General features: G+C 44.6%; 13 protein-coding genes. 10 read left to right on the top strand and 3 right to left on the bottom strand.

Features of this window, described 5'->3' with window-relative positions:
* Positions 1-414 precede the first annotated feature (414 nt).
* The 8 genes from rpoB (at position 415) to IGI84_RS15430 (ending at position 13,232) form a co-directional block, all read left to right on the top strand.
* A complete protein-coding gene (gene rpoB / locus IGI84_RS15465) occupies positions 415-4,032 on the top strand; it encodes a DNA-directed RNA polymerase subunit beta (RefSeq protein ID WP_008381746.1) in 3,618 nt (1,205 codons plus the stop codon).
* Positions 4,033-4,119: 87 nt separating this feature from the next.
* Positions 4,120-7,770, top strand: a complete 3,651-nt coding sequence (rpoC, locus tag IGI84_RS15460; protein WP_081119190.1) for a DNA-directed RNA polymerase subunit beta' — start codon at positions 4,120-4,122, stop codon at positions 7,768-7,770.
* A 245-nt stretch (positions 7,771-8,015) separates the two neighbouring features.
* Positions 8,016-9,482: a BglG family transcription antiterminator gene (locus tag IGI84_RS15455; protein WP_420699016.1), complete on the top strand. Its 1,467-nt coding sequence runs from the start codon at positions 8,016-8,018 to the stop codon at positions 9,480-9,482.
* A gap of 2 nt (positions 9,483-9,484) precedes the next feature.
* The gene (locus IGI84_RS15450) at positions 9,485-9,982 is read left to right on the top strand and encodes a PTS sugar transporter subunit IIA (RefSeq protein ID WP_430600548.1); all 498 of its coding nucleotides are present in this window, start codon (positions 9,485-9,487) and stop codon (positions 9,980-9,982) included.
* 16 nt (positions 9,983-9,998) lie between these two features.
* Positions 9,999-10,313, top strand: coding sequence for a PTS fructose transporter subunit IIB (locus IGI84_RS15445; protein WP_140966048.1), 315 nt, complete (start codon positions 9,999-10,001; stop codon positions 10,311-10,313).
* A 46-nt stretch (positions 10,314-10,359) separates the two neighbouring features.
* Positions 10,360-11,439 carry a PTS fructose transporter subunit IIC gene (locus IGI84_RS15440; RefSeq protein ID WP_430600546.1) on the top strand — a complete coding sequence of 360 codons (1,080 nt, stop codon included), beginning with the start codon at positions 10,360-10,362 and terminating at the stop codon, positions 11,437-11,439.
* Between the two features lie 17 nt (positions 11,440-11,456).
* Positions 11,457-12,311, top strand: a complete 855-nt coding sequence (locus tag IGI84_RS15435) for a class II fructose-bisphosphate aldolase (protein WP_430600544.1) — start codon at positions 11,457-11,459, stop codon at positions 12,309-12,311.
* A gap of 21 nt (positions 12,312-12,332) precedes the next feature.
* The gene (locus IGI84_RS15430; RefSeq protein WP_005230365.1) at positions 12,333-13,232 is read left to right on the top strand and encodes a ketose-bisphosphate aldolase; all 900 of its coding nucleotides are present in this window, start codon (positions 12,333-12,335) and stop codon (positions 13,230-13,232) included.
* A gap of 65 nt (positions 13,233-13,297) precedes the next feature.
* Here the strand turns inward: IGI84_RS15430 and IGI84_RS15425 are convergent, their stop codons facing one another.
* On the bottom strand, positions 13,298-14,713 hold the full coding sequence (locus tag IGI84_RS15425) for a helix-turn-helix domain-containing protein (RefSeq protein ID WP_430600542.1): 1,416 nt from the start codon (positions 14,711-14,713) through the stop codon (positions 13,298-13,300).
* A gap of 292 nt (positions 14,714-15,005) precedes the next feature.
* Between IGI84_RS15425 and IGI84_RS15420 the strand changes: the two genes are divergently transcribed.
* Positions 15,006-21,530, top strand: coding sequence for a Spy0128 family protein (locus IGI84_RS15420; RefSeq protein ID WP_430600540.1), 6,525 nt, complete (start codon positions 15,006-15,008; stop codon positions 21,528-21,530).
* A gap of 76 nt (positions 21,531-21,606) precedes the next feature.
* Here IGI84_RS15420 and IGI84_RS15415 read toward each other — a convergent pair whose 3' ends face one another.
* Positions 21,607-22,284, bottom strand: coding sequence for a prepilin peptidase (locus IGI84_RS15415; protein WP_270267107.1), 678 nt, complete (start codon positions 22,282-22,284; stop codon positions 21,607-21,609).
* 125 nt (positions 22,285-22,409) lie between these two features.
* Between IGI84_RS15415 and IGI84_RS15410 the strand changes: the two genes are divergently transcribed.
* Positions 22,410-22,898, top strand: a complete 489-nt coding sequence (locus IGI84_RS15410) for a Dps family protein (RefSeq protein ID WP_005230382.1) — start codon at positions 22,410-22,412, stop codon at positions 22,896-22,898.
* Positions 22,899-22,939: 41 nt separating this feature from the next.
* Here IGI84_RS15410 and argH read toward each other — a convergent pair whose 3' ends face one another.
* A complete protein-coding gene (gene argH / locus IGI84_RS15405) occupies positions 22,940-24,319 on the bottom strand; it encodes an argininosuccinate lyase (protein ID WP_375806922.1) in 1,380 nt (459 codons plus the stop codon).
* Positions 24,320-24,357 lie beyond the last annotated feature (38 nt).

Genomic DNA, 24,357 nt, shown 5'->3' with positions numbered 1-24,357 from the left:
TTTCACGTGTAACGTTTTCGTTAGCATAGCAAGAAATCGGCAAAAAGCAAAGTAGTTTCTTACGAAAAACAGTCCCCACCAGCCTTGTTTTTTTCTTTAGAAAATCTTAGGAAATGGGTGCGCCAGAAAAGCATTGTAACTTCCAATGAAAGCTTGACAGGAAAGTGCTTCATCTGTATAATAAGGAGTTGCAAAAACTATCTGAACGAAAAAAGCAGAAACGAAATATTGTCCGTTTCGGCTTAGGAATAAGGAAACAAAAGTAGAAAATGCCCAATGCATCCGTTCTATTTTTGGTTTTTTTTTGCCTAAAAGCCGCAAAAAATGCTTTCTGTAACCTATATTTAATATTTGTTACAGTTTTGTAAATAATCGGATAGCCTTTTTGAAAGACTTTATGAAGAGGTGAAGAGCTTGGCTGGACACGTAGTAAAATACGGAAAGCATCGCGAACGTAGAAGTTTCGCACGGATCAGTGAAGTATTAGAATTACCGAATTTGATTGAAATTCAAACCGACTCTTACCAATGGTTCCTAGATGAGGGCCTAAGAGAAATGTTTGAAGATATTTTGCCAATCGAAGGATTCAACGGTAACTTGTCCCTAGAATTTGTGGATTATGAATTGAAAGAACCAAAGTATACAGTAGAAGAAGCCCGTGCCCATGATGCAAACTATTCGGCACCATTACATGTTACTTTGCGTTTGACGAACCGTGAAACCGGGGAAATCAAATCCCAAGAAGTATTCTTTGGTGATTTCCCATTAATGACTGAACAAGGAACCTTTATCATCAACGGGGCAGAACGGGTTATCGTTTCTCAGTTGGTCCGCTCTCCGGGTGTATATTTCCATGGCAAAGTCGATAAAAACGGCAAAGAAGGCTTTGGTTCAACTGTTATCCCTAACCGCGGTGCGTGGTTAGAAATGGAAACTGATGCCAAAGATATCTCTTACGTACGGATTGACCGTACCCGTAAAATTCCTTTGACGGTCTTAGTCCGTGCCCTAGGGTTTGGTTCCGATGACACGATCTTTGAAATTTTCGGCGACAGTGAATCATTGCGTAATACGATCGAAAAAGACTTGCATAAAAACGCAAGCGATTCTCGTACCGAAGAAGGATTGAAAGATGTTTACGAACGTCTTCGTCCAGGCGAGCCAAAAACAGCAGACAGCTCACGCAGCTTGCTGAACGCACGTTTCTTCGATCCAAAACGTTACGACTTAGCAAATGTTGGTCGCTACAAAGTAAACAAAAAATTAGACTTGAAAACACGTCTATTGAACTTGACCTTAGCAGAAACCTTGGTTGACCCTGAAACAGGCGAGATCATTGTTGAAAAAGGCACTGTTTTGACTCACCAAGTCATGGAAACACTAGGCGCATTTATCGATAATGGCCTAAACAGTGTAACGTACTATCCATCAGAAGATGGGGTCGTTACCGAACCAATGACCGTCCAAGTCATCAAAGTCTTTTCACCAAAAGATCCAGAACAAGAAGTCAACGTGATCGGTAATGGCTATCCAGATACTGCTACACGTACGGTTCGTCCAGCGGACATCATTGCTTCAATGAGCTACTTCTTCAATTTGATGGAAGGCATCGGCAATGTCGATGATATCGACCACTTAGGAAACCGTCGGATTCGTTCTGTTGGTGAATTATTGCAAAACCAATTCCGGATCGGGCTTGCTCGGATGGAACGTGTCGTTCGTGAACGGATGTCGATCCAAGACACCGAAACTTTGACACCGCAACAATTGATCAATATTCGTCCAGTTGTCGCAAGTATCAAAGAATTCTTTGGTTCTTCTCAGTTGTCACAGTTCATGGACCAAACAAACCCACTGGGTGAGTTGACCCATAAACGTCGTCTATCTGCCTTAGGACCTGGTGGTTTGACCCGTGACCGTGCCGGCTATGAAGTCCGAGACGTTCACTATTCCCACTATGGCCGTATGTGTCCGATCGAAACGCCAGAGGGACCAAACATCGGGTTGATCAACAGCTTGGCCTCTTATGCCAAAGTCAACAAGTATGGCTTCATTGAAACACCATACCGTCGCGTTGACCGCGAAACAGGCCGTGTTACAGACAAGATCGATTACTTGACTGCCGATACCGAAGACCACTACGTTGTGGCCCAAGCAAACAGCTTGTTAAATGAAGACGGCTCTTTCGTAAACGACGTTGTTATGGCGCGTGCTACTTCTGAAAACTTGGAAGTATCGATCGATAAAGTCGACTACATGGACGTATCACCAAAACAAGTAGTCGCAGTCGCAACCGCATGTATTCCTTTCTTGGAAAACGATGACTCCAACCGTGCCTTGATGGGTGCCAACATGCAGCGGCAAGCTGTACCATTGATCAATCCGAAAGCACCTTGGGTTGGTACTGGTATGGAATACAAATCAGCACATGACTCAGGAGCTGCTTTGTTATGTAAACATGATGGGATCGTAGAATACGTGGATGCAGCCGAAGTGCGCGTTCGTCGTGACAATGGCGCATTAGACGTTTATTCTGTTACCAAATTCCGTCGTTCAAACTCAGGAACCAGCTACAACCAACGTCCATTAGTGGCACTTGGTGAAAAAGTGGAAAAAGGCGACATCTTAGCAGATGGCCCATCTATGGAACAAGGCGAAATGGCATTAGGACAAAACGTCTTAGTCGCATTCATGACTTGGGAAGGGTACAACTATGAAGATGCCATCATCATGAGCCGTCGTTTGGTGAAAGATGATGTTTACACTTCTGTCCATATTGAAGAATATGAATCAGAAGCCCGCGACACAAAATTAGGACCTGAAGAAATCACTCGCGAAATCCCGAACGTTGGGGAAGACGCGTTGAAAGACCTAGACGAAATGGGGATTATCCGCATTGGCGCGGAAGTCAAAGATGGCGATCTGCTTGTTGGGAAAGTCACTCCAAAAGGGGTAACGGAACTTTCAGCAGAAGAGCGTTTGTTGCATGCAATCTTTGGTGAAAAAGCCCGCGAAGTGCGTGACACTTCTCTACGCGTGCCTCACGGCGGCGGCGGAATCGTCCACGATGTCAAAATCTTTACCCGCGAAGCTGGCGATGAATTGTCACCAGGTGTGAACATGCTGGTTCGCGTTTATATCGTTCAAAAACGGAAAATCCATGAAGGGGATAAAATGGCCGGACGTCACGGAAACAAAGGGGTCGTTTCTCGCATTATGCCAGAAGAAGACATGCCTTTCTTACCAGATGGCACACCAGTCGATATCATGCTGAACCCATTAGGGGTACCTTCTCGGATGAACATTGGACAAGTATTAGAGTTACACTTAGGAATGGCTGCGCGTCAATTAGGCATTCACGTGGCAACACCAGTCTTTGATGGTGCCAGCGATGAAGATGTTTGGGCAACCGTTGCTGAAGCAGGAATGGCCAGCGATGCCAAAACAGTGCTTTACGACGGACGTACCGGCGAACCATTTGATGGCCGCATCTCTGTTGGTGTCATGTACATGATCAAATTGGCCCACATGGTCGATGATAAATTGCATGCCCGTTCCATTGGACCTTACTCATTGGTTACTCAACAACCATTGGGAGGAAAAGCCCAATTTGGTGGACAACGTTTCGGAGAGATGGAAGTTTGGGCACTGGAAGCATACGGTGCTGCTTACACCTTGCAAGAAATCTTGACCTACAAATCAGATGACGTGGTTGGTCGTGTGAAAACATACGAAGCAATCGTCAAAGGGGAACCAATTCCAAAACCAGGTGTACCAGAATCATTCCGCGTATTAGTAAAAGAATTGCAATCACTGGGTCTAGACATGCGTGTCCTAGATATCGATGATGCAGAGATTGAACTACGCGATATGGATGATGACGATGATGATTTGATCACCGTTGATGCCTTAACAAAATTTGCGGAGCAACAAACAGCCCGTGAATTAGAACAAAAAGCACAAACAGAAGCTAAAAATGCCGCCGACGCGTTGAACCAACAAATCGAGACAGCAGAAGATCGCTTGCAATAATAGACGGCCCTCGCTATTTCCGCCACTAGCGGAAATAGCCCCCGTTCTATCGGATATGTCCATGAAATGAAATGGAGGGAACCTTTTTTGATCGATGTAAATAAATTCGAAAGTATGCAAATCGGTTTGGCTTCTCCTGAAAAAATCAGAAGCTGGTCTTATGGTGAAGTAAAAAAACCAGAAACCATTAACTACCGTACGTTAAAACCTGAACGCGAAGGGTTGTTTGACGAGCGTATTTTCGGTCCAACCAAAGACTGGGAATGTGCTTGCGGCAAATACAAACGGATCCGCTATAAAGGCATCGTTTGTGACCGTTGCGGCGTGGAAGTAACACGTTCAAAAGTGCGTCGTGAACGCATGGGACACATTGAATTAGCAGCACCAGTATCACACATTTGGTATTTCAAAGGCATTCCTTCACGGATGGGTCTTGTCTTAGACATGAGCCCACGTGCATTGGAAGAAATCATCTACTTTGCTTCATACGTAGTGATTGAACCAGGAAACACCAGTCTTGAGAAAAAACAACTATTGACTGAACGGGAATACCGTGAAAAACGTGACCAATACGGTCAAGAATTTTCAGCAGCAATGGGTGCCGAAGCCATCAAACAATTATTAGATGGCGTTGATCTTGAAGGCGAAGTTGCTGAATTAAAAGAAGAATTGAAAAACGCGACTGGTCAAAAACGAACCCGTGCGATCCGCCGTTTGGATATCTTAGAAGCATTCCGTGCTTCAGGAAACAAACCAAGCTGGATGGTCATGGACGTTATCCCAGTTATCCCGCCTGATTTGCGTCCAATGGTGCAATTAGAAGGTGGACGTTTTGCCACAAGTGACTTGAACGACTTGTATCGTCGTGTAATCAACCGTAACAACCGTTTGAAACGCTTGTTAGATTTGAATGCACCAAACATCATCGTTCAAAATGAAAAACGGATGCTGCAAGAAGCAGTCGATGCCTTGATCGATAACGGTCGTCGCGGCCGTCCAGTTGCAGGGCCAGGGAACCGCCCATTGAAATCTCTTTCTCACATGTTGAAAGGGAAACAAGGTCGTTTCCGTCAAAACTTGCTAGGAAAACGGGTCGACTACTCAGGTCGTTCAGTTATCGTCGTTGGTCCATTCCTGAAAATGTACCAATGTGGTCTGCCAAAAGAAATGGCGATCGAATTGTTCAAACCATTCGTGATGCGGGAGCTTGTTTCTCGTGAAATCGCGTCAAACATCAAAAATGCCAAACGCAAAATCGAACGTCAAGAAGACGAAGTTTGGGATGTTTTAGAAGATGTCATCAAAGAACATCCAGTGCTATTGAACCGGGCACCTACGCTTCACAGATTAGGTATCCAAGCATTTGAACCAGTCTTAGTTGAAGGCCGTGCCATTCGTTTGCACCCACTTGTTTGTGAAGCCTACAATGCCGATTTCGATGGAGACCAAATGGCCGTTCACGTACCGTTGAACGAAGAAGCGCAAGCAGAAGCACGTATGCTGATGTTAGCAGCCCAAAACATTTTGAATCCAAAAGACGGAAAACCAGTTGTAACACCATCTCAGGATATGGTCCTAGGGAACTACTACTTGACGATGGAAGAAGAAGGCCGTGAAGGGGAAGGCATGATCTTCCGTGACATGGACGAAGCAGTTACGGCATGGCGCAATGGCTACGTGCATTTACACACACGAATCGCCATCAATCCAAACACTTTAGGGGACAAACCATTCACGTCTGAACAAAAACAACGCTTGATGGTAACAACAGTGGGTAAAGTGATCTTCAACTCGATCATGCCCCCAGAATTCCCATTCTTGAACGAACCGACAGACTACAACTTGACGGTTCAAACACCAGACAAGTACTTTATTGAAGCTGGTACAGATGTGCCTGCCTTCATCAAAGAACAAGAGCTTGTTGGCCCATTCAAGAAGAAAAACTTAGGAAACATCATTTCAGAAGTCTTCAAACGTTTCCGCATCACTGAAACGTCACGCATGCTTGACCGCATGAAAGACTTAGGATACAGCCACTCAACAATGGCGGGTATCACCGTTGGTATCGCTGATATCATGAACTTGCACGAAAAACATGAAATCATCGACAATGCCCACAAACAAGTAGAAACGATCACGAAACAATTCCGTCGTGGATTGATTACCGATGACGAGCGTTATGAACGAGTTATTGGTGTTTGGAATGCAGCCAAAGATGAAATTCAGTTAAAACTGATGGAATCATTGGAAGCGAAAAACCCAATCTTCATGATGTCTGATTCCGGTGCCCGTGGTAACATCTCCAACTTTACTCAGCTTGCTGGGATGCGTGGATTGATGGCTGCGCCTAACGGACGAATCATGGAATTGCCGATCATCTCAAACTTCCGTGAAGGTCTATCTGTCTTGGAAATGTTTATCTCGACCCATGGTGCCCGTAAAGGGATGACCGATACCGCCTTGAAAACAGCCGATTCCGGTTACTTGACACGTCGTCTCGTTGACGTTGCCCAAGATGTCATCATCCGTGAAGACGATTGTGGCACTGACCGTGGTTTAGATATTCAAGCAATTCGCGAAGGAAACGAAATCATCGAATCCTTAGAAGAACGTTTAGTTGGTCGTTACACTCGTAAATCAATCATCCATCCTGAAACTGGCGAAGTGATTCTTGGGGTCAACCAATTGATCACCGAAGACCTAGCCAAAGCAACGGTAGATGCTGGCATCGAAACAGTATCCATTCGCTCTGTCTTTACATGTAACACCAAACATGGTGTATGTAAACATTGTTATGGCCGCAACTTAGCCACTGGTTCTGAAGTTGAAGTTGGGGAAGCAGTCGGTACCATCGCTGCCCAATCAATCGGTGAACCTGGTACTCAGTTGACCATGCGTACCTTCCATACCGGCGGGGTTGCCGGAGACGATATCACGCAAGGTCTCCCTCGTGTCCAAGAAATCTTTGAAGCCCGTAATCCGAAAGGACAAGCGGTCATTACCGAAGTTACCGGAGAAGTCATCGATATCTCAGAAGACCCTTCAACTCGGACCAAAGAAGTGACCATCAAAGGGGAAACCGATACGCGTACGTATACCGTTCCTTATACTGCCCGGATGAAAGTAGCAGAAGGCGACTTTATCCATCGTGGTGCACCATTGACAGAAGGATCGATCGATCCAAAACAACTGTTACAAGTTCGCGATGTCTTGTCTGTTGAAAACTACCTATTACGGGAAGTTCAACGCGTTTACCGTATGCAAGGGGTAGAAATCGGCGACAAACATATCGAAGTAATGGTTCGTCAAATGCTGCGTAAAGTCCGCGTCATGGATCCAGGTGATTCAGGCATCTTGCCAGGAACATTGTTGGATATCGCCGACTTTAAAGACCGCAACTACGACACCTTGGTAGCCGGCGGCGTTCCTGCAACTAGCCGTCCAGTCCTACTAGGGATCACGAAAGCATCCTTGGAAACCAACAGCTTCTTGTCTGCTGCGTCCTTCCAAGAAACCACTCGTGTGTTGACCGATGCAGCGATCCGCGGCAAGAAAGATCCACTTCTTGGATTGAAAGAAAATGTTATCATCGGTAAGATCATCCCAGCTGGTACTGGTATGCCTCGTTACCGTGAAATGGAACCAAAAGAAGTAACAGTTGCCAGCGAAAATGTCTACAGCATCTCAGACATCGAAGCACAAATGGCTGCTGAAGACGCATTGAACAGCCAAAACTAATCAATGCCCAGCACCTGATTGACTCAGTGTGAAGGAAAAGCTTGTCATTCTTCGGAATGGCAAGCTTTTTTTGTTTAGCAAAAGGAGATGTCACGAAAAAGAATGCTCCCTTCTTTCATCTTAGAAAGGGGGGCATTTGGGACGATTAATGAAAGCGTTATTTTTGAAATGTCCAAATCAGTGGACATCGATTAAGAAATACTTGAGCCAAAGAAGGCTATAGTAAAGATACGGAGGGAGACAGTATGAAGCTGAGCAAGAGAGAAACACGTTTGATTGAGCAGTTTATGATACAGGGGATGAATTTGACCGCTAATGAACTAGCCACAGCTGCTAAGGTTTCAACGAAAACCATTTACCGGACGATCAAGCGGATCAATGAGGCTGCTGGTTCAGAAATCATTCGGTCTGAAATCGGCAAAGGATTTTGTTTGGATTATGAAGCATATCTCAGAGGCACGATTGAAAATCAAGAAACGGATCAACATGATGAGCCGCTTGAGCGACGTCATGCGATTGCCTTGCATTTATTGTTTAAATCACCAAAGCGTTTAATGATCAAAGAGTTGTTCGCTCATTACTATTTGAGTGAAGCAGTGATAAGTAGTGATATCAATCGTCTTGCGGAATATTTTCAGTACTTTGAACTCCAGTTGATCCGATCCGATAAGAGAATTGCAGTGATTGGTACCGAAAAAAATATCCGTCGCTGTGTCAATGATCTCTTTACGAAAACCCATGTGTGGAATGAAGAAATGGTCACGCAAAAATATCCCATCAATGCCTTTGATATCAACTTTATTACTTCAATTCTTGAATTCATTGAGCGAAAACTCGCGAACAGTATTGCGTATCCTTACAACATGAATATTTTCTCGCATCTGTATATTCTGATTTTACGAATGAGGGAAGGAGAAATTGACCGTGAAGAGATAATTGAGGGTTTAGATGAGGAAGAACAGCATTTGATTGAACAGCACCAAGAGTTTTATCAAATTGCCCAACAAGTGATTGAAAAAATCAATGCCTATCTCGTGACGGAGCTGCCAGAAAGTGAGGTATTTTATCTCTACCAGTATCTAGTGTCTTCCAGAGTAGAAAACAAACCCTTGGCAATGACCAATCTGACAAAAGAAGCCAGCGAAATCACGGAGTTTTTTACTAAGCAGATGGAAAAAGCACTGGGTATTCAATTGAACCAGCAAACAGACAAGACCGATCTACTTTGCCATATCCAGCCGATGCTCTATCGGCTAAAGAATAAAATTATCGTGAAAAACGGTCTGCTAAATGACATTCAACTAGAGTATCCAAGGATTTTTGAGCAAGTGGCACAAGTCAGCAAGGAAGTGGAGCGAACCTATGGAACGAATCCCATATCGGAAGACGAGATTGGTTTCTTAGTGCTGTATTTTGTGAAATTTAAAGTCATTCGTCGGCGCAGACAGCGAGTCTTAATCATGTGCAGCAGCGGCGTAGGGACTTCTGAGCTGCTGAAAGTCAAAGTCCAACGAGCATTTCCTGAACTGGATATCGTGGATGTGCTTTCCGCTCGTATGTACCGAAAGCATGCGCAAGACTACCAGAATATCGATTTGATCTTAACCACCATTAATTTGCCAGTAGAAACGAAGGTGCCGACGATTTTAGTCAATTCGGTATTTACCAAACAGGATGAAAAGCGAGTCAAACAACTATTAGGAGAGATGTAAAGATGAAAAACGAAAGCCAAACGATCCAAGCGTTCAGTATCGCAGATGTAATCAATCCCAATCTTATCAAGATGGAAATGGAAGCGAATTCAAAAGAAGAGGCAATCACTGAACTCTCTGAACTTTTATATGAAAACCAGATAATTACCGATTTAGCAGGGTTCACCCAAGATGTCTTTGCCCGAGAAATGGAAGGAATGACCGGTATCGGACATGGCTTAGCAATCCCACATGGAAAGTCAGACAGTGTGAAAAAGACTTCCTTAGTGATCGGAAAAACCAAGCGTCCGCTTGAATGGGAGTCCATCGATGAAGCGCCCGTTCAAGTAATTATCTTGTTTGCAGTCAAAAATACCGATGCCAATACGATGCATATCAAGCTGCTGCAAAAGGTAGCGATGCTACTAGCAGATGAATCGTTTATTGATCGTCTCGTTGCGTCAGGGACAAAGGATCAAATGATGACCTTGTTTGCTAAAGATCCAATGGCAGAAAACTAAGAAAGGGGGAGAAGAGATGAAAATCGTTGGTGTAGCTGCTTGTACTTCAGGAATCGCGCATACGTATATTGCTAAGCAAAAAATTGAAACAGCTGCGAAAGAACTTGGTCATGAAGTCCATATCGAAACCCAAGGAACCATCGGGACAGAAAGTGAATTGACAGAAGCAGATATTCATGCAGCTGATGTTGTCATTATTGCGGCAGATATCAAAATCGGCGGCAGAGACCGCTTTGAAGGCAAGCGAATAGTAGAAATTCCAACTAGTATGGTGATCAAAGCGCCTAAGCGTTTGCTTGAAACGATTGAAGAAAAATTAAATCAGGGATGAATCAATGAATGTTCTGACAATGCAAATTTAAAGGGGGATGAAACAAATGATGAAACAGCTGCAGTTGAAAAAACATGCCTTAACCGCCATCTCGTATATGCTGCCGGTCGTTGTAACAGCCGGGCTTTTGATCGCTATCGGAAATCTTACCAACGGCACAGTCATTGAAAATTACGATGCTGCCTATACGATCCCGGATGCACTGGTCTCGCTGGGCGTTTTAGGGATGGGGCTGCTGGCGCCAGTGATTGCTGCCGCGATCGCCTATTCCATTGCCGATCGTCCAGGAATCGCTCCTGGTCTTTTTATGGGACTGATTGCCAATGCGATTGGTGCAGGCTTTTTAGGGGGAATGTTAGGAGGCTATCTCGCAGGTTATCTGGTCTTATTCTTAGTAAAAAACCTTAAAGTACCACGTTGGGCACAAGGTCTGATGCCAATGATGATCGTACCGGTCTTGTCGACACTGATCGTTGGTGCTTTGATGTTCTTCGTCATCGGTGTACCGATCGTGTGGGCTACTGAGGCGTTGACTACCTTCTTAACGAATCTGCAAGGCTCGGGAAATTTCTTATTTGGCGCGATTGTCGGTGGTATGGCTGCCTTTGATTTTGGCGGCCCCGTCAACAAAGTCGCCTCGCTATTTGCTGATGGGCTATTACTGGAAGGCATTCAAGAACCCGAAGCCGTGAAAATTTTAGCCTCAATGGTGCCGCCATTCGGTGTTACGATCTCTTGGGTCCTCTCTCGTCTCTTACGCCGACCCAAATATTCTACGGAAGAAGAAGACAACATCAAGATCGCTTTTCCAATGGGTCTTTGTATGATCACAGAAGGGGTGATCCCGATCGCTGCCGTTGATCCGTTTCGCGTCATTTTTTCTTGTACGGTCGGAGCAGCCGTCGGCGGTGGTCTAAGCATGGTTTGGGGCGTCGGTTCACCGGTACCATCTGGAGGGGTCTTCATCATTCCTGCCATGACGGATCCACTGAAATTTACCATTGCGCTACTGATTGGTTCTGCCATCACCGGTGTTTTGCTCTTTGCATTGAAAAAGGCACCTGTTGAAACGCCCATCGTGGAAGAGGAAGAAGACGTTGACTTTTCGTCGATTGAAATTTCTTAAGAAAAGGAGCGAAGAAGATGTATGTATCAATGAAAGAGATGCTGCAAAAAGCCAATCGAGAAAACTATGCGGTTATGGCGATCAATTGTTTTAACCTAGAAACCGCTAAAGCAGTGATCGATGCCGCTGCAGAAACTCATGCACCCATCATCGTGGATTTGTTGCAAGACCATTTAAAAACCCATCTGGATCATCGTTACTTAACCCAGCCGATCATTCGAATGGCGGAAAATGTCAATGTGGAGGTTGCCATCAATCTGGATCATGGACAGGATATCGCCTTCGTCAAACAATGTCTCCACGAAGGATTCTCAAGCGTTATGATGGATGCCTCTACGCATCCTTTAGAAAAAAACATCGCCATCACCAAAGAGATCGTGCAATTTGCGCAAGCCTATAATGCCAGTGTCGAAGCAGAAGTTGGGGACATGGGAGCAGTGGCTGGGGATCAGTATACCAGCGATGGGATGTATACCGATCCAGAGGAAGCCATCCATTTTATTCGAGCAACCGGGGTCGACTGTCTCGCTCTTTCTTACGGCTCCAGTCATGGGGATTATCCAGAAGGGTACCGCCCGGCATTTCGCTTTGATATCGTTCAAACCATCAAAGAAGCCACTGACCTGCCGCTGGTTTTACATGGTGGCTCGGGAGCCGGCAGAGAAAATATCTTGCGTTCCGTGGCACTAGGAATCAATAAAATCAATGTAGGGGCTGATTTTATGAAAGCCCAAAGAAATGCCCTACACCAACAGCTGGATGCTTGTCCCGAGAGCGATTATCCGACCCTGATCCACCAAACCATCGAAGCAGGAAAAGCAGTCGTTAAAGAGTATATCGAATTATCTGGATCAAAAAACAAATCACTTTAAAAAAGAATGGAGCACACTTATATGTTGATCAATATGAAACAATTACTGACCGTTGCCAAAGAAAATCAATTTGCTGTTGGTGCCTTTAACGTCGCAGACAGCAACTTCTTACGCGTCGTTATCGAAGCAGCGGAAGAAAACGATGCACCAGCCATCATTGCGGTCCACCCCACAGAATTGGCCTTTACAAAGGATGAATTTTTCCACTATGCAGTTTCCAGAGCGAAAAACAGTTCTGTGCCAATCGTGATCCATATGGATCATGGCGACAGTCTGGCGAGTATTATGCGGGCGATCCATTGCGGGTTCAGCTCAGTGATGATCGATGGGTCGTTGCTGCCTTTTGAAGAAAATATTGCTCTGACAAAACAGATTACCGAGATTTGCCATCCGATTGGGGTATCTGTCGAAGGCGAGCTGGGAACGATCGGTAATACCGGAACCTCCGTTGAAGGGGGCGTCTCCGAAGTGATTTATACTCGTCCAGAAGATGCACAAGAATTCATTGAGAAGACAGGCATTGATACACTAGCAGTTGCGATTGGAACTGCCCATGGTATTTATCCAAAAGATATCAAACCGGAATTAAAAATGGATGTCTTGCAAGAAATCAAAGATCGTGTCGATATCCCATTGGTGTTGCATGGCGGATCGGCCAATCCCGATGAAGAAATCGCTCAGGCAGTGGCAATCGGTATCCAAAAAGTAAATATCTCCTCTGACTATAAATACGCCTTTTATAAAAAATGCCGCCAAATCTTAGCAGAAACGGAATTGTGGGATCCAAATGCCATTTACCCAGAATGTATTGAGGCAGCCAAAGCAGTGGTTACGCAAAAAATGACCCTCTTCAATGCAATTGGGAAAGCAGCTCTGTATCGCCAGCAAAACGTCCAGCCATGGCGTAGTGAACAAAATTAAACAGTAAATAAATAACAAAAAAACCCTCGAAAAATCGCTAAATTGCGGCTTTTCGAGGTTTTTTTTTATTGCGCACTCTTTTCTTGCAGCATCCGAATCCCCTTTTCCTGAATCTGCCGAGCGATAAACGCCAAATCATTCGAAGTCAGGTTGATGTCTGCATAATGAAACACATTTTTTCTGCAGGAGGGGGTCAAATTGCCGATGATCAAATCATAAGTCTCGTCCAGTTTGGTCAGAGAAAACGAGTCCAGAGGATTTAAAATCGTGATTGTTAGCTGATAAGGAATAAACTGTTGGATTTTCGTCTGGATAAATTCCGTATGGTAACTATTTGTATCATAAAACAAAGCTAAGCGAAAGTCAGCGTGGGTATCGATGATTTCTTTGGCGAAATTTGGAAAAGAGGTATGGAAAATATAAATTAGGTAATTGATCGTACTTGGTCGAATGATTGGCAAATTCGAATGGGTCAAAACCTGAACGATGTCTTGATTGACTGTCTGTTGGACCAAATCACAGTTATTGACAAAACGAGCAAAGCGATCATCCAAGATGCAGTAAGGAACCTTCAAGTTGATTCCAAGAAAATAGGAAAAGACGACGGCATCCAACTTCTCTTCAAAATTGGCTTCATGATAGTTGTATTTTTTAAATATACGCTTGGTCATTTGATAAAACTCTTGTTTGGTCTCGCGAAAGACAGCGGGGTCTTGACCGATATGGGTTGTGATATAGCCGACCATTTTCTCGACGTAAGCACGACTGTAGCCAGTAAATTCGCTTAAATCGATTTTTTCTAAGAAATATTCGATGTGGTTCCCATTGGGATTGGAAGCGTATAAGCGATCGCGCTTCGTGTTGATATAGATTACAAAGGCAATTTTTTTGATGTCGGAAAAATAAAGTTTTAAGGGTGTCGCAGCAGCCATGATACGGGCGATCTTCAAGAAATCCTGCTCTTGGTTAATGTTGGCATCCACAAATTCATACTGGTACTTCTCTAAGAAGAAAATCAGAAAAAATTGGCGAATATTGTTTTCATTTCCTTTTAACTGGATGGGTTTGGTTGCGATGAAGAAATCATACGGTGCCAGAACCAAATTGATCCTCTTGATCAAACGAATGATCGATGACTTGCTTAAATTTAATTCTAGTGCCAGCATGTCATAACTAGTGAAACTTGATGAGAAGAGTAGTTCTAACAATTGAAACGCAGACGAGCGATTTAAAAACTGGCTGTATACGTCTAGTCGAGTAGCGAAAGGATGCAAGTGTAGGCGAACAGCTGAATAATCGTCAAATTGTAAGTCCAGAAACGAAAATTCATTGTCGATTTCCGCGATATAGGTTTTCGCTGCAGACATTGAAATGGAAAATTTAACTGCCAAATCGTGAAGACTCGTCCCCTGATCGTCTAATAAATACTCAATCAGCTGTAGTTTCTTTTGTGTTGTAGATGATAACAATTTCCGTAACATGATTGCCCCTGAGCCCCCTTTTAAGTAAATAGTATCACGTTTTTACATGTATTCAAAAAAATTGCGTGTTGTATTTTTTTTGAATACATCCCACCCCAAAATTTTGGGAAAATAGAAGTGTGGAATAGTAGTAATACGTTTGATACAAGTAGCAAAGACCAAAATTTTTGAATCATGGGGAGGAGGCAAAAAGCAGTTGTTTGTTGGGATATCTTGCTCACCGTTGAACAATATTATTCGTCGAGCGCTTCCGAGATCAATTGAAAAAATTTATAAAAAGGAATGAACAATTATGAAAAAACAATTTTCTGTCTATATATGTTTGCTAGTCTTGCTTGGTTCTATCCTTTGTGAACCAACGATCATACTGGCAGAAGCAATCAACGCAACCGAAAGCACCGAAAGAACGACCGAAATGTTAGAAAGTACTGAACCTGTGACCGGAACGATCGATACGGAAAAAGCACCTACGGATTCATCGACAGCGGGAGCAGTTCAGTCAGCAACGAGTCAAGTAGAAGAAGAACAAGCAACCGTTCCTAGTGAAAGTCAAGCAACCCAAGCATCTTCGACACTGAATCAAAACAGCATTCAACCCCGAGCACCAGATGCTGAGACGGAAACGGAAGCTTCTGCTACCGCTGAAAATCTTAGTGCCAACCTGAATGAACGGGGCGTGCAGCTTTTTGACAATGTCCGAATCACTGACTTAAACGATCAGCCTTTCACTGCCGAAAATCCACCGATGTATAATGACAATATCAAAATTCATTTTGACTGGTCGTTAGCAGATACGGAAGAAATTCGTGCTGGTGATTATTATACGTATCAATTGCCGAATTATTTTGCCATTCATAACACCGTCAGTGGTGAATTGACCCGTTCCGGCGGACAATCGATCGGAAGCTTTACCTTAGCACTCGATGGTACATTGACCGTTACTTTTAATGAGGCGGCACAAACACTTTCCAACCGCTCAGGGACTATTGATCTGATCACTGAATTAAGTGTAAGCACCGTTACTGAGGAAGTGACCATTCCTACCGGGATTTACGATGAAGATGGCCATGAGATCATCATTACATTGCCTATTTATGAGGTCGATATCATTAAGACTGGTAACGTGACTTCCAGCGGTTCAGTGGTTTGGGAAATTATTTTTAACCAAACCAGTCGTGAATTGCATGATGTGGTGATTACCGATAAGATGCCACAAGGATTAGCTTATAGTACCTCGACAGGCTACTTGTACGATGAATCCACCGATGAATGGATTCGTACCGATGGCTTATATACGTATAACAGTGTTAACAACACGTTTACCTTCAATCAAACGGTTAATCAACCGGTTCGAATCGTCATCAATAGTGCAGTCACCGATCCAACGGCTTCTTCTTTCAAAAACACGGCAACAATCAACGGTAGCGATTTTACAGAAAAAACCGCAGAAGCAACGGTTACCTACGATGAACAATCAGAATACAAACGATTTAAAGGCTACGATCCAGAAACGAAACGAGCATCTTGGGAAATTTCCGTTACATTGGACAAAGATCAAGCCAGAGTTTTGGATCAGACCTACTCGGGAACAGATCCTGAAAAAGCCTTGCACTTTTTTGTTCCAGAGACTTTGGTGATCACAGACAAAGATGGCAACCAAGTCCCTTCAGGAGACTGGTCCTTTGATGGGTCATACCAGCTGGACAAAGAGGGAGAAATCGTACGCTTTGGCATCACGTTTGCCAAAGCTGGCTACTACAAGATCCAATACGACACCCAGTTGTATGAATCGGTTTTAGCCGATACACGTATATACAATTACGCTTCGATCCGCGACAATCAAAATACCTCGTTGACGGGCAGTGGGACAGTGACACCAACCAAAACGATCGGTATCGTGAAAACCGCTGGCACCAAAGACTATGAAACGAAGACTGTCGCATGGAAAATTGAAGCCAATACCAATCAGCAAAAAGTTAGCGACCTGATTATAGAAGACCGCTATCAATTGATCTCTGGTGCAAACAGCAGTGCTTTAGCTTTATTGGCGGATACGCTAGTCGTGACAGCCAGCGGGGTGACCGAGCCTTTAGCGCTCAATACCGACTATACGCTAGAGCTGATCACCGAAACGAAAACGCTAGCCGATGGCTCAACGAAGGAACTTGAGACTGGTTTTCGCATCAAGTTGCAAGGAGCGTACCAAACGACCTCGGCAACGATCACTGCTAATTTCAAAACCAGCTTCGATGTTTCACAGCAGATCGCATTAGGAAGTTCTAGCAGCCGGTTTAGTAATGCAGCGTTTGTCCATTATAAAGATGAAGCCGGCAATACGTTCACGGAAGCTTCTGAATCCAATACTTGGATGGATACCAACTGGTTAAAAAATGCCTTGAAATATGGCCTATTCATTGGTGAAGGGGAAGATGTCGCCAAAGCGATTACCGCTGTATTTGGTCGGAATCTAGGAACTATTTTTGATGAGCAGACTGCTTCAAGCGATCAAGTCTATTGGATGGGGCTATTCAATACGTACAAAGAAAAAATCAACAAAGATGCAATCATCACGGACCAGCTGCAAGAAGGCCAAACCTTGAAAGACTTGGCGCTTTACACGGTCACGGTAACTGGATATACGACACAAATCAGAGCACTGAAAGAGCAATTGGTGCTAAACGAGGATTACAGTTACACTTATGACCCTGACACGAAGAAAGTTACGATCACCTTGCTGAAAGAAACGTCAGAAACACTGGCGGTCTTCTTGGCAACGGAAGCATCTGAAGAAGTATTTACCTACAAAAATACTATTACATTGACGGACAATGACACAACGTTGACGGCTGATGGGCAAGTCGACAAGTCTGCGAAAACGGACTGGTTGATGAAAAACGGCAGCCAGAATGCCGAGAACAATCGATTGCTCGATTGGGAAATCATGATCAACGCGGACAGTCGCAAAATCCACAATGCGGTAGTGACCGATACCATCAACTACAATCAGCACACCTTTTTACGCGATGCCGACGATAACGTGATCGTAGATGTGTATGAAGCGGTCTTAAACAATGGCACTTGGGAAAAAGGGGAAAAAGTCACATTCACCAACGAAGACAATCCGAAAATCACCTCGGATGTGGTCGCAGGGACGCAATCGTTAGTGATCGCTTTTGAAGAATTGATTGATAAACCGTACTTTATCGTTTATCAAACACAACTTGATCCCGGGATTTTGAACAATGAACGGGTGGCCAATAGTGTCAATTTGACGGGTAGTGAGATCGAAATTCACACAGTGACCAAAGAAGTTACCATCAAATCGACAGACGGTAGCGGAACCTCTTCTGGGACGAACGGCTCCTTGACGATCGTGAAATACGATGCCGATGGCACGAAAGAACGAGGGATCGATGAAGAAGCAGTTTTCCAACTAAGCCGCAAAAATGCGCAAAACACCTATGAAGTCATCTTGTCGAATCTGGTGGTGAAAAACAATCAGATCATGGAAAACGGCAACGCCATTGAACGGATCGACAATCTGCGCTACGGTGATTACATGATCCAAGAAATCACCGCACCAGAAGGATATGAACGAGATGCGACTCAGTACACCTTCACTATTTCTGATGAGCAAGTCAATTATGTTTTTGAACTAGCCAATAAGCGAGAAATCAAAGAAACAACCCTTGCCTTGAATGTTCAGAAAATGCTTGATGGACGCGAGTTGAAAGACGGCGAATTTACTTTCCACCTGGTGGATGAAGCTGGCTCTGTGATTTTAACGCAAACCAATGACGGTAACGGTCAAGTTACCTTTGACGCCATCACTTACAACGAGCCTGGCGAGTACCACTATACGATTCGGGAAAAAGCCGGCAACGATCCAACCATCACCTATACTGACAAGGAACTAAAGGTAACTGTGACCGTCACGGAAGAAGACAGCCAGTTGATTGCGAAAGTAGTCTATGAAGGCAATCAAGTCTTTGAAAATGACTATACGCCAAAAGCCGGTAGTGTCGTTTTGAGTGCTGAGAAAGTACTGATTGGTCGTGATTTGAAAGCAGAAGAATTTGACTTCGAGTTAGTCAATGAAGCAGGAACTGTACTTCAAACAAAAGCCAATGATGCAACTGGCAAGATCTACTTTGACGCTCTTCCTTACGATAAAGCAGGTGAATACCGCTATACCATCCGTGAGAAAGCAGGAACTGACGGCACCATCACTTACGATGCAAAAGAACTGGCGGTAGTTGTGACCGTCACCGATGAAGACGGACAGCTTGTGGCAGTTGCCGAATACGAAGGCAACCAAGTCTTTGAAAACGACTATACGCCAAAAGCCGGCAGTGTCGTACTAAGTGCCGAGAAAGTCTTAACCGGTCGTACTTTACAAGCAAATGAATTCGATTTTGAACTAGTCGATGAAGATGGAACTGTACTTCAAACAAAAGCCAATGACGCCACTGGCAAGATCTACTTTGACGCGCTCCCTTACGAGGAAACAGGTGAGTATCACTACACCATTCGTGAGAAGACAGGAACTGACGGTACCATCACTTACGATACGAAAGAACTAGCGGTAGTTGTGACCGTCACCGATGAAGACGGACAGTTGACCGCAGTGGCGGAATATGAAGGCAACCAAGTCTTTGAAAACGACTATACGCCAAAAGCTGGCGGTGTGGTCTTGAATGTAGAGAAAGTGTTGACAGGCCGCACGTTGCAAGCTGACGAATTTATATTTGAACTGGTAGATGAAGAAGGTAACATTCTTCAAACAAAAGCCAATGATGCAACCGGACAAATTGCCTTCGATACTCTTGCATATGACAAGGCAGGCGAGTACCACTACACCATCCGTGAGCAAGCAGGAAACGATGGCACCATCACTTACGATACGAAAGAACTTGCGGTAGTCGTTACTGTGACGGATGAAGCGGGACAGTTGACCGCAGTTGCCGAATATGAAGGTAACCAAGTCTTTGAAAACGACTATACGCCAAAAGCCGGCGGAGTGGTGCTGAATGCTGAGAAAGTATTGACGGGCCGCACGCTGGAAGCCAACGAGTTTGCCTTTGAGCTAGTCGGTGAAGCAGGCAACGTGTTGCAGACGAAAACCAATGACGTAAATGGTCAAATCTATTTCGATGAATTGACATATGGCGAAGTCGGCGAATACCGTTATACGATTCGGGAAAAAGCTGGCGCAGATAGTACCATTACCTATGACACGAAAGAAATTGGCGTTGTCGTAAAAGTCACCGATGAAGACGGGCAACTAGTGGCAAAAGCAACGTATGATGGCAATGCGATCTTTGAAAACGACTATACGCCAAAAGCCGGCAGTGTCGTACTAAGTGCCGAGAAAGTCTTGACCGGCCGCACCTTACAAGCTGACGAATTTGCCTTTGAACTGGTGGATGAAGATGGAACTGTACTTCAAACAAAAGCCAATGATGCAACCGGCCAAATCTACTTTGACGCGCTCCCTTACGATGAAACAGGTGAGTACCGCTATACCATTCGTGAGAAAACAGGAACTGATGGCACCATCACTTACGATGCAAAAGAACTGGCAGTAGTCGTTACCGTCACTGATGAAGACGGACAGCTCGTGGCAGTGGCGGAATACGAAGGCAATCAAGTCTTTGAAAACAGCTATCAACCAAAGGCTGGTAGTGTCGTACTGAGTGCTGAGAAAGTCTTAACTGGTCGTACCTTACAAGCAAATGAATTCGATTTTGAACTAGTCGATGAAGACGGAACTGTTCTTCAAACAAAAGCCAATGATGCAACGGGCAAGATCTACTTTGACGCTCTCGCCTATGATGAAACAGGTGAGTACCACTACACCATTCGTGAGAAAACAGGAACTGATGACACCATCACGTACGATGCGAAAGAACTGGCAGTAGTCGTTACTGTCACTGATGAAGACGGACAGTTGACCGCAGTGGCGGAATACGAAGGCAGTCAAGTCTTTGAAAACAGCTACCAACCACAAGCTGGCAGTGTCGTTCTAAGTGCCGAGAAAACCTTAACTGGTCGTACACTACAAGCAAATGAATTCGACTTTGAACTAGTCGATGAAGAAGGCAACGTACTTCAAACAAAAGCTAACGACGCCACGGGCAAGATCTACTTTGATGCTCTTTCTTACGAGGAGACAGGTGAGTACCACTACACCATTCGTGAGAAAACAGGAACTGACGGTACCATCACTTACGATGCAAAAGAACTGGCCGTAGTCGTGACCGTCACCGATGAAGCTGGACAGTTGACCGCAGTGGTGGAATACGAAGGCGATCAAGTCTTTGAAAACAGCTACCAACCACAAGCTGGCAGTGTCGTACTAAGTGCTAAGAAAGTCTTGACGGGTAGAGATTTGCAAGCCAACGAATTCGCATTTGAATTAGTGGATGAAGCTGGAAAGGTTCTGCAAACCCAACGCAATGATGCAAATGGAAATATTACCTTTGATGCATTGACGTATGACGATGCTGGGGAACATCGTTACACGATTCGTGAAAAAGCTGGCAATGACGCAACGATTATCTATGATGAAACCACTTATCAAGTAACGGTCACAGTCAAAGATCAAGCAGGAAAATTAGTAGCTGAAGCGGAGCAAACGGCAGACATGGTATTCAACAATCGTGTCAAAGAAGGCAAAACAACGAAGCCGGGAACTGACAACTTACCGAAAACCAATGACACCACGACCGCTGGTTGGGTCGTCTTGGGGCTGTTGTTAGTAGTGATCGCAGTAGGCATCTACCTTGATCGCAAAAAACGGACGCCGTTATCATAGGCAGGGGAAGCAACAGAGCAGAAAGAGAAAGCGGGATGAGGCCAACTTGTCCCGCTTTTTCCTGCCCTATTTTTCTTCACTTCAAAGAAAAAAAAGCGTCAAAAGTATGAAACGCTAGAAAGCGAACAATCAGCAAACCAAGACTCAAGAAGGGAACGAAGGGCAACTGCGCCAATCGTTTCTTCCAGATGCCTTGATAGCTAAAAAAAGCGAGGAGACCAAGACTGCTGGCTACTAGTAAGAGGGCCAAAAGTGTCGACGGCGATAGCCAAGTGCCCCAGCCTGCCAGCACTAAGAGATCGCCGTCGCCCATTTTTTCCTGCCAGACAAAAAAGACCAGTGGAACCAGCAAGCCTAAAGACAGCCATTGAAAAGAAGCGCCGCTTCTAAACTGTGCCAGCGCTAGCAGTAGGTGGGCGGGGTACAGCAGTTGTGGGTAGACGCTATAGTCTATCAAGTCGGTCAAGCTGAGTAAAAAGGCACTGGTCAGCCAGACAAAAGCCAGGAAGCTTTCTGAAGCACGAAAGGCAACCCCGCAAAGTCCGCCATAGCATATGCAAGCGAAGATCCAATAAAGTGGGGGTGAAAGCCATCTTGTAGGAAGGAGAAGAAACCAATGGTTATCCGAAACTTTGTTCACTTTCTGGTAGTGAGAACGAGAATCACTTTTTGGTAGATTCCAAAACAGGGTTTGTAAGAGCAAAAGCCAAAAGAAGCCGAGTAAAGCGCCTAAAAAAAACACGAAAATCGTCATTTTTCGTCCCCCCTCATAAAGAAATACGTAAGAGAGTGAGAAATTTTCTCAAATAGATGATTTTGTTGTACTTTTTAATTGTTTCGTATTATCCTTAAAATAGATAATTTAGAGGAGGAATCGTTATGAAATTTGAACAAACAAAAGAAGTATTAAACCAACTTGTTGCTGATTTAAGCCAAATGGCTATGGTCGTTCACCAAACACACTGGTACATGCGTGGACCTGGCTTTTTGACATTGCATCCAATGATGGACGAATTCATGGATGATCTAAATGAGCAATTGGATGAAGTTTCTGAACGCTTGATTACATTAGACGGTTCACCATATTCAACTTTGCGTGAAATGGCAGAACACACTCAAATCCCTGATGAAGTGGGTAACTGGGACCGCACGATTCCAGAACGCTTAGCTACATTGGTGGAAGGCTATCGTTATTTAGCGGACTTATACCAAAAAGGGATCGAAGTATCTGGTGAAGAAGGCGACGATCCAACCCAAGATATCTTCATCGGCTTCAAAACAGCCATCGAAAAACGTATTTGGATGATCCAAGCGCACTTAGGCGAAGCGCCATTGATCGATCCAGCGAAATCTCGCGTACGTCATTAATCCACAAAAAAACCAGCGAAGAATTTTCTTCGCTGGTTTTTTTACTGGCCTGCCAATAATGCTTTGGCGGCTTCAATTTGCTGTGCCACTTGATCAAAACCGGTGCCGCCATAGGAATGACGATTTTTGACGGCGGTGTAGGAGTCAAGTTTTTCAAAAATATCGCTGTCGATGGCAGGATGGATCGCTTGGTATTCTTCCAAGGAAACATCTTGCAGATAGATGCCTTTGCTCAAACACTCGCTGACGAGTTTGCCGACGATCTCATGGGCTTGTCGGAAAGGCACACCTTTGCCAGCTAAGTAATCCGCTAATTCTGTTGCGTTGGAAAAATCCTTTTCAGTGGATTCTTGCATCCGTGCTTGATTGACTTTCATCGTTGCGATCATGCCCGTCATGATCTGCAAGCTTTTCGTGATGGTTTCGGCACTGTCAAACATGCCTTCTTTGTCTTCTTGGAAATCTTTGTTGTACGCCAGCGGCAAACCCTTCATGACCGTCAAAAGACCAAAGAGGTTCCCATAGACACGTCCTGTTTTTCCACGGATCAGCTCCGCCATGTCAGGGTTTTTCTTTTGAGGCATGATGGAGCTGCCGGTGGAGAAGGTATCGGTCAGTTCCACGAATTGGTACTCGTGGCTGCACCAAAGAATCAGCTCTTCACAAAAACGAGACAGATGCATCATCAATAAAGAGGCGTTGCTTAAAAATTCCAAGATAAAATCACGATCGCTGACCGCATCTAGGCTGTTGCTGTAAATATTGCTAAACCCTAACTCTTGAGCGGTGAAATCACGATCGATAGGGAAGGTAGTTCCTGCTAAAGCGGCACTGCCTAAAGGCATCACATCGATGCGACTCAAACTCTCACTGAAACGCTCTTGGTCACGCGTCAGCATACTGTAATAGGCTAAGAGGTGATGGGCAAAAGAAATCGGCTGTGCATGCTGCAGATGGGTATAACCGGGCATGATGGTGTAGATGTTGGCTTCGGCTTGTAAAACCAGCGCTTCTCGCAATTCAGCGATCAAAGTGATCACGTCTTGCACGACTTCTTTCAAATACAAATGCATATCGGTCGCCACTTGGTCATTACGACTACGGGCAGTATGCAATTTGCCTGCCACGGGTCCAATCAATTCATGCAAGAATGTCTCGATGTTTAAATGGATGTCCTCATTTTCAATCGTGAAGGTCAATTCGCCAGCGGCTAATTGCTGTTGAATCGTGGTCAAGCCGCCAATGATCGCTTCGCCATCGGTTTGACTGATGATGCCCGTATGGACCAGCATTTTGACATGTGCCAAACTGCCAAGAATGTCTTGCTTTGCTAACTTTTGATCAAACGTGATGGAAGCCCCAAAAGCATCGATCCATGCTTCATTTTTCCCATCGAAACGTCCGCCCCATAATTTTGCCATATTCTCACCTCAAAAAAAGATTACGGCTGAAGCGGCAG

It is taken from the genome of Enterococcus sp. DIV0008 (assembly GCF_050542615.1).
Classification (GTDB): domain Bacteria; phylum Bacillota; class Bacilli; order Lactobacillales; family Enterococcaceae; genus Enterococcus_D; species Enterococcus_D innesii.
The sequence above is the reverse complement of the archived record's forward strand: the minus strand, read 5'-3'. Positions and strand labels throughout refer to the sequence as shown.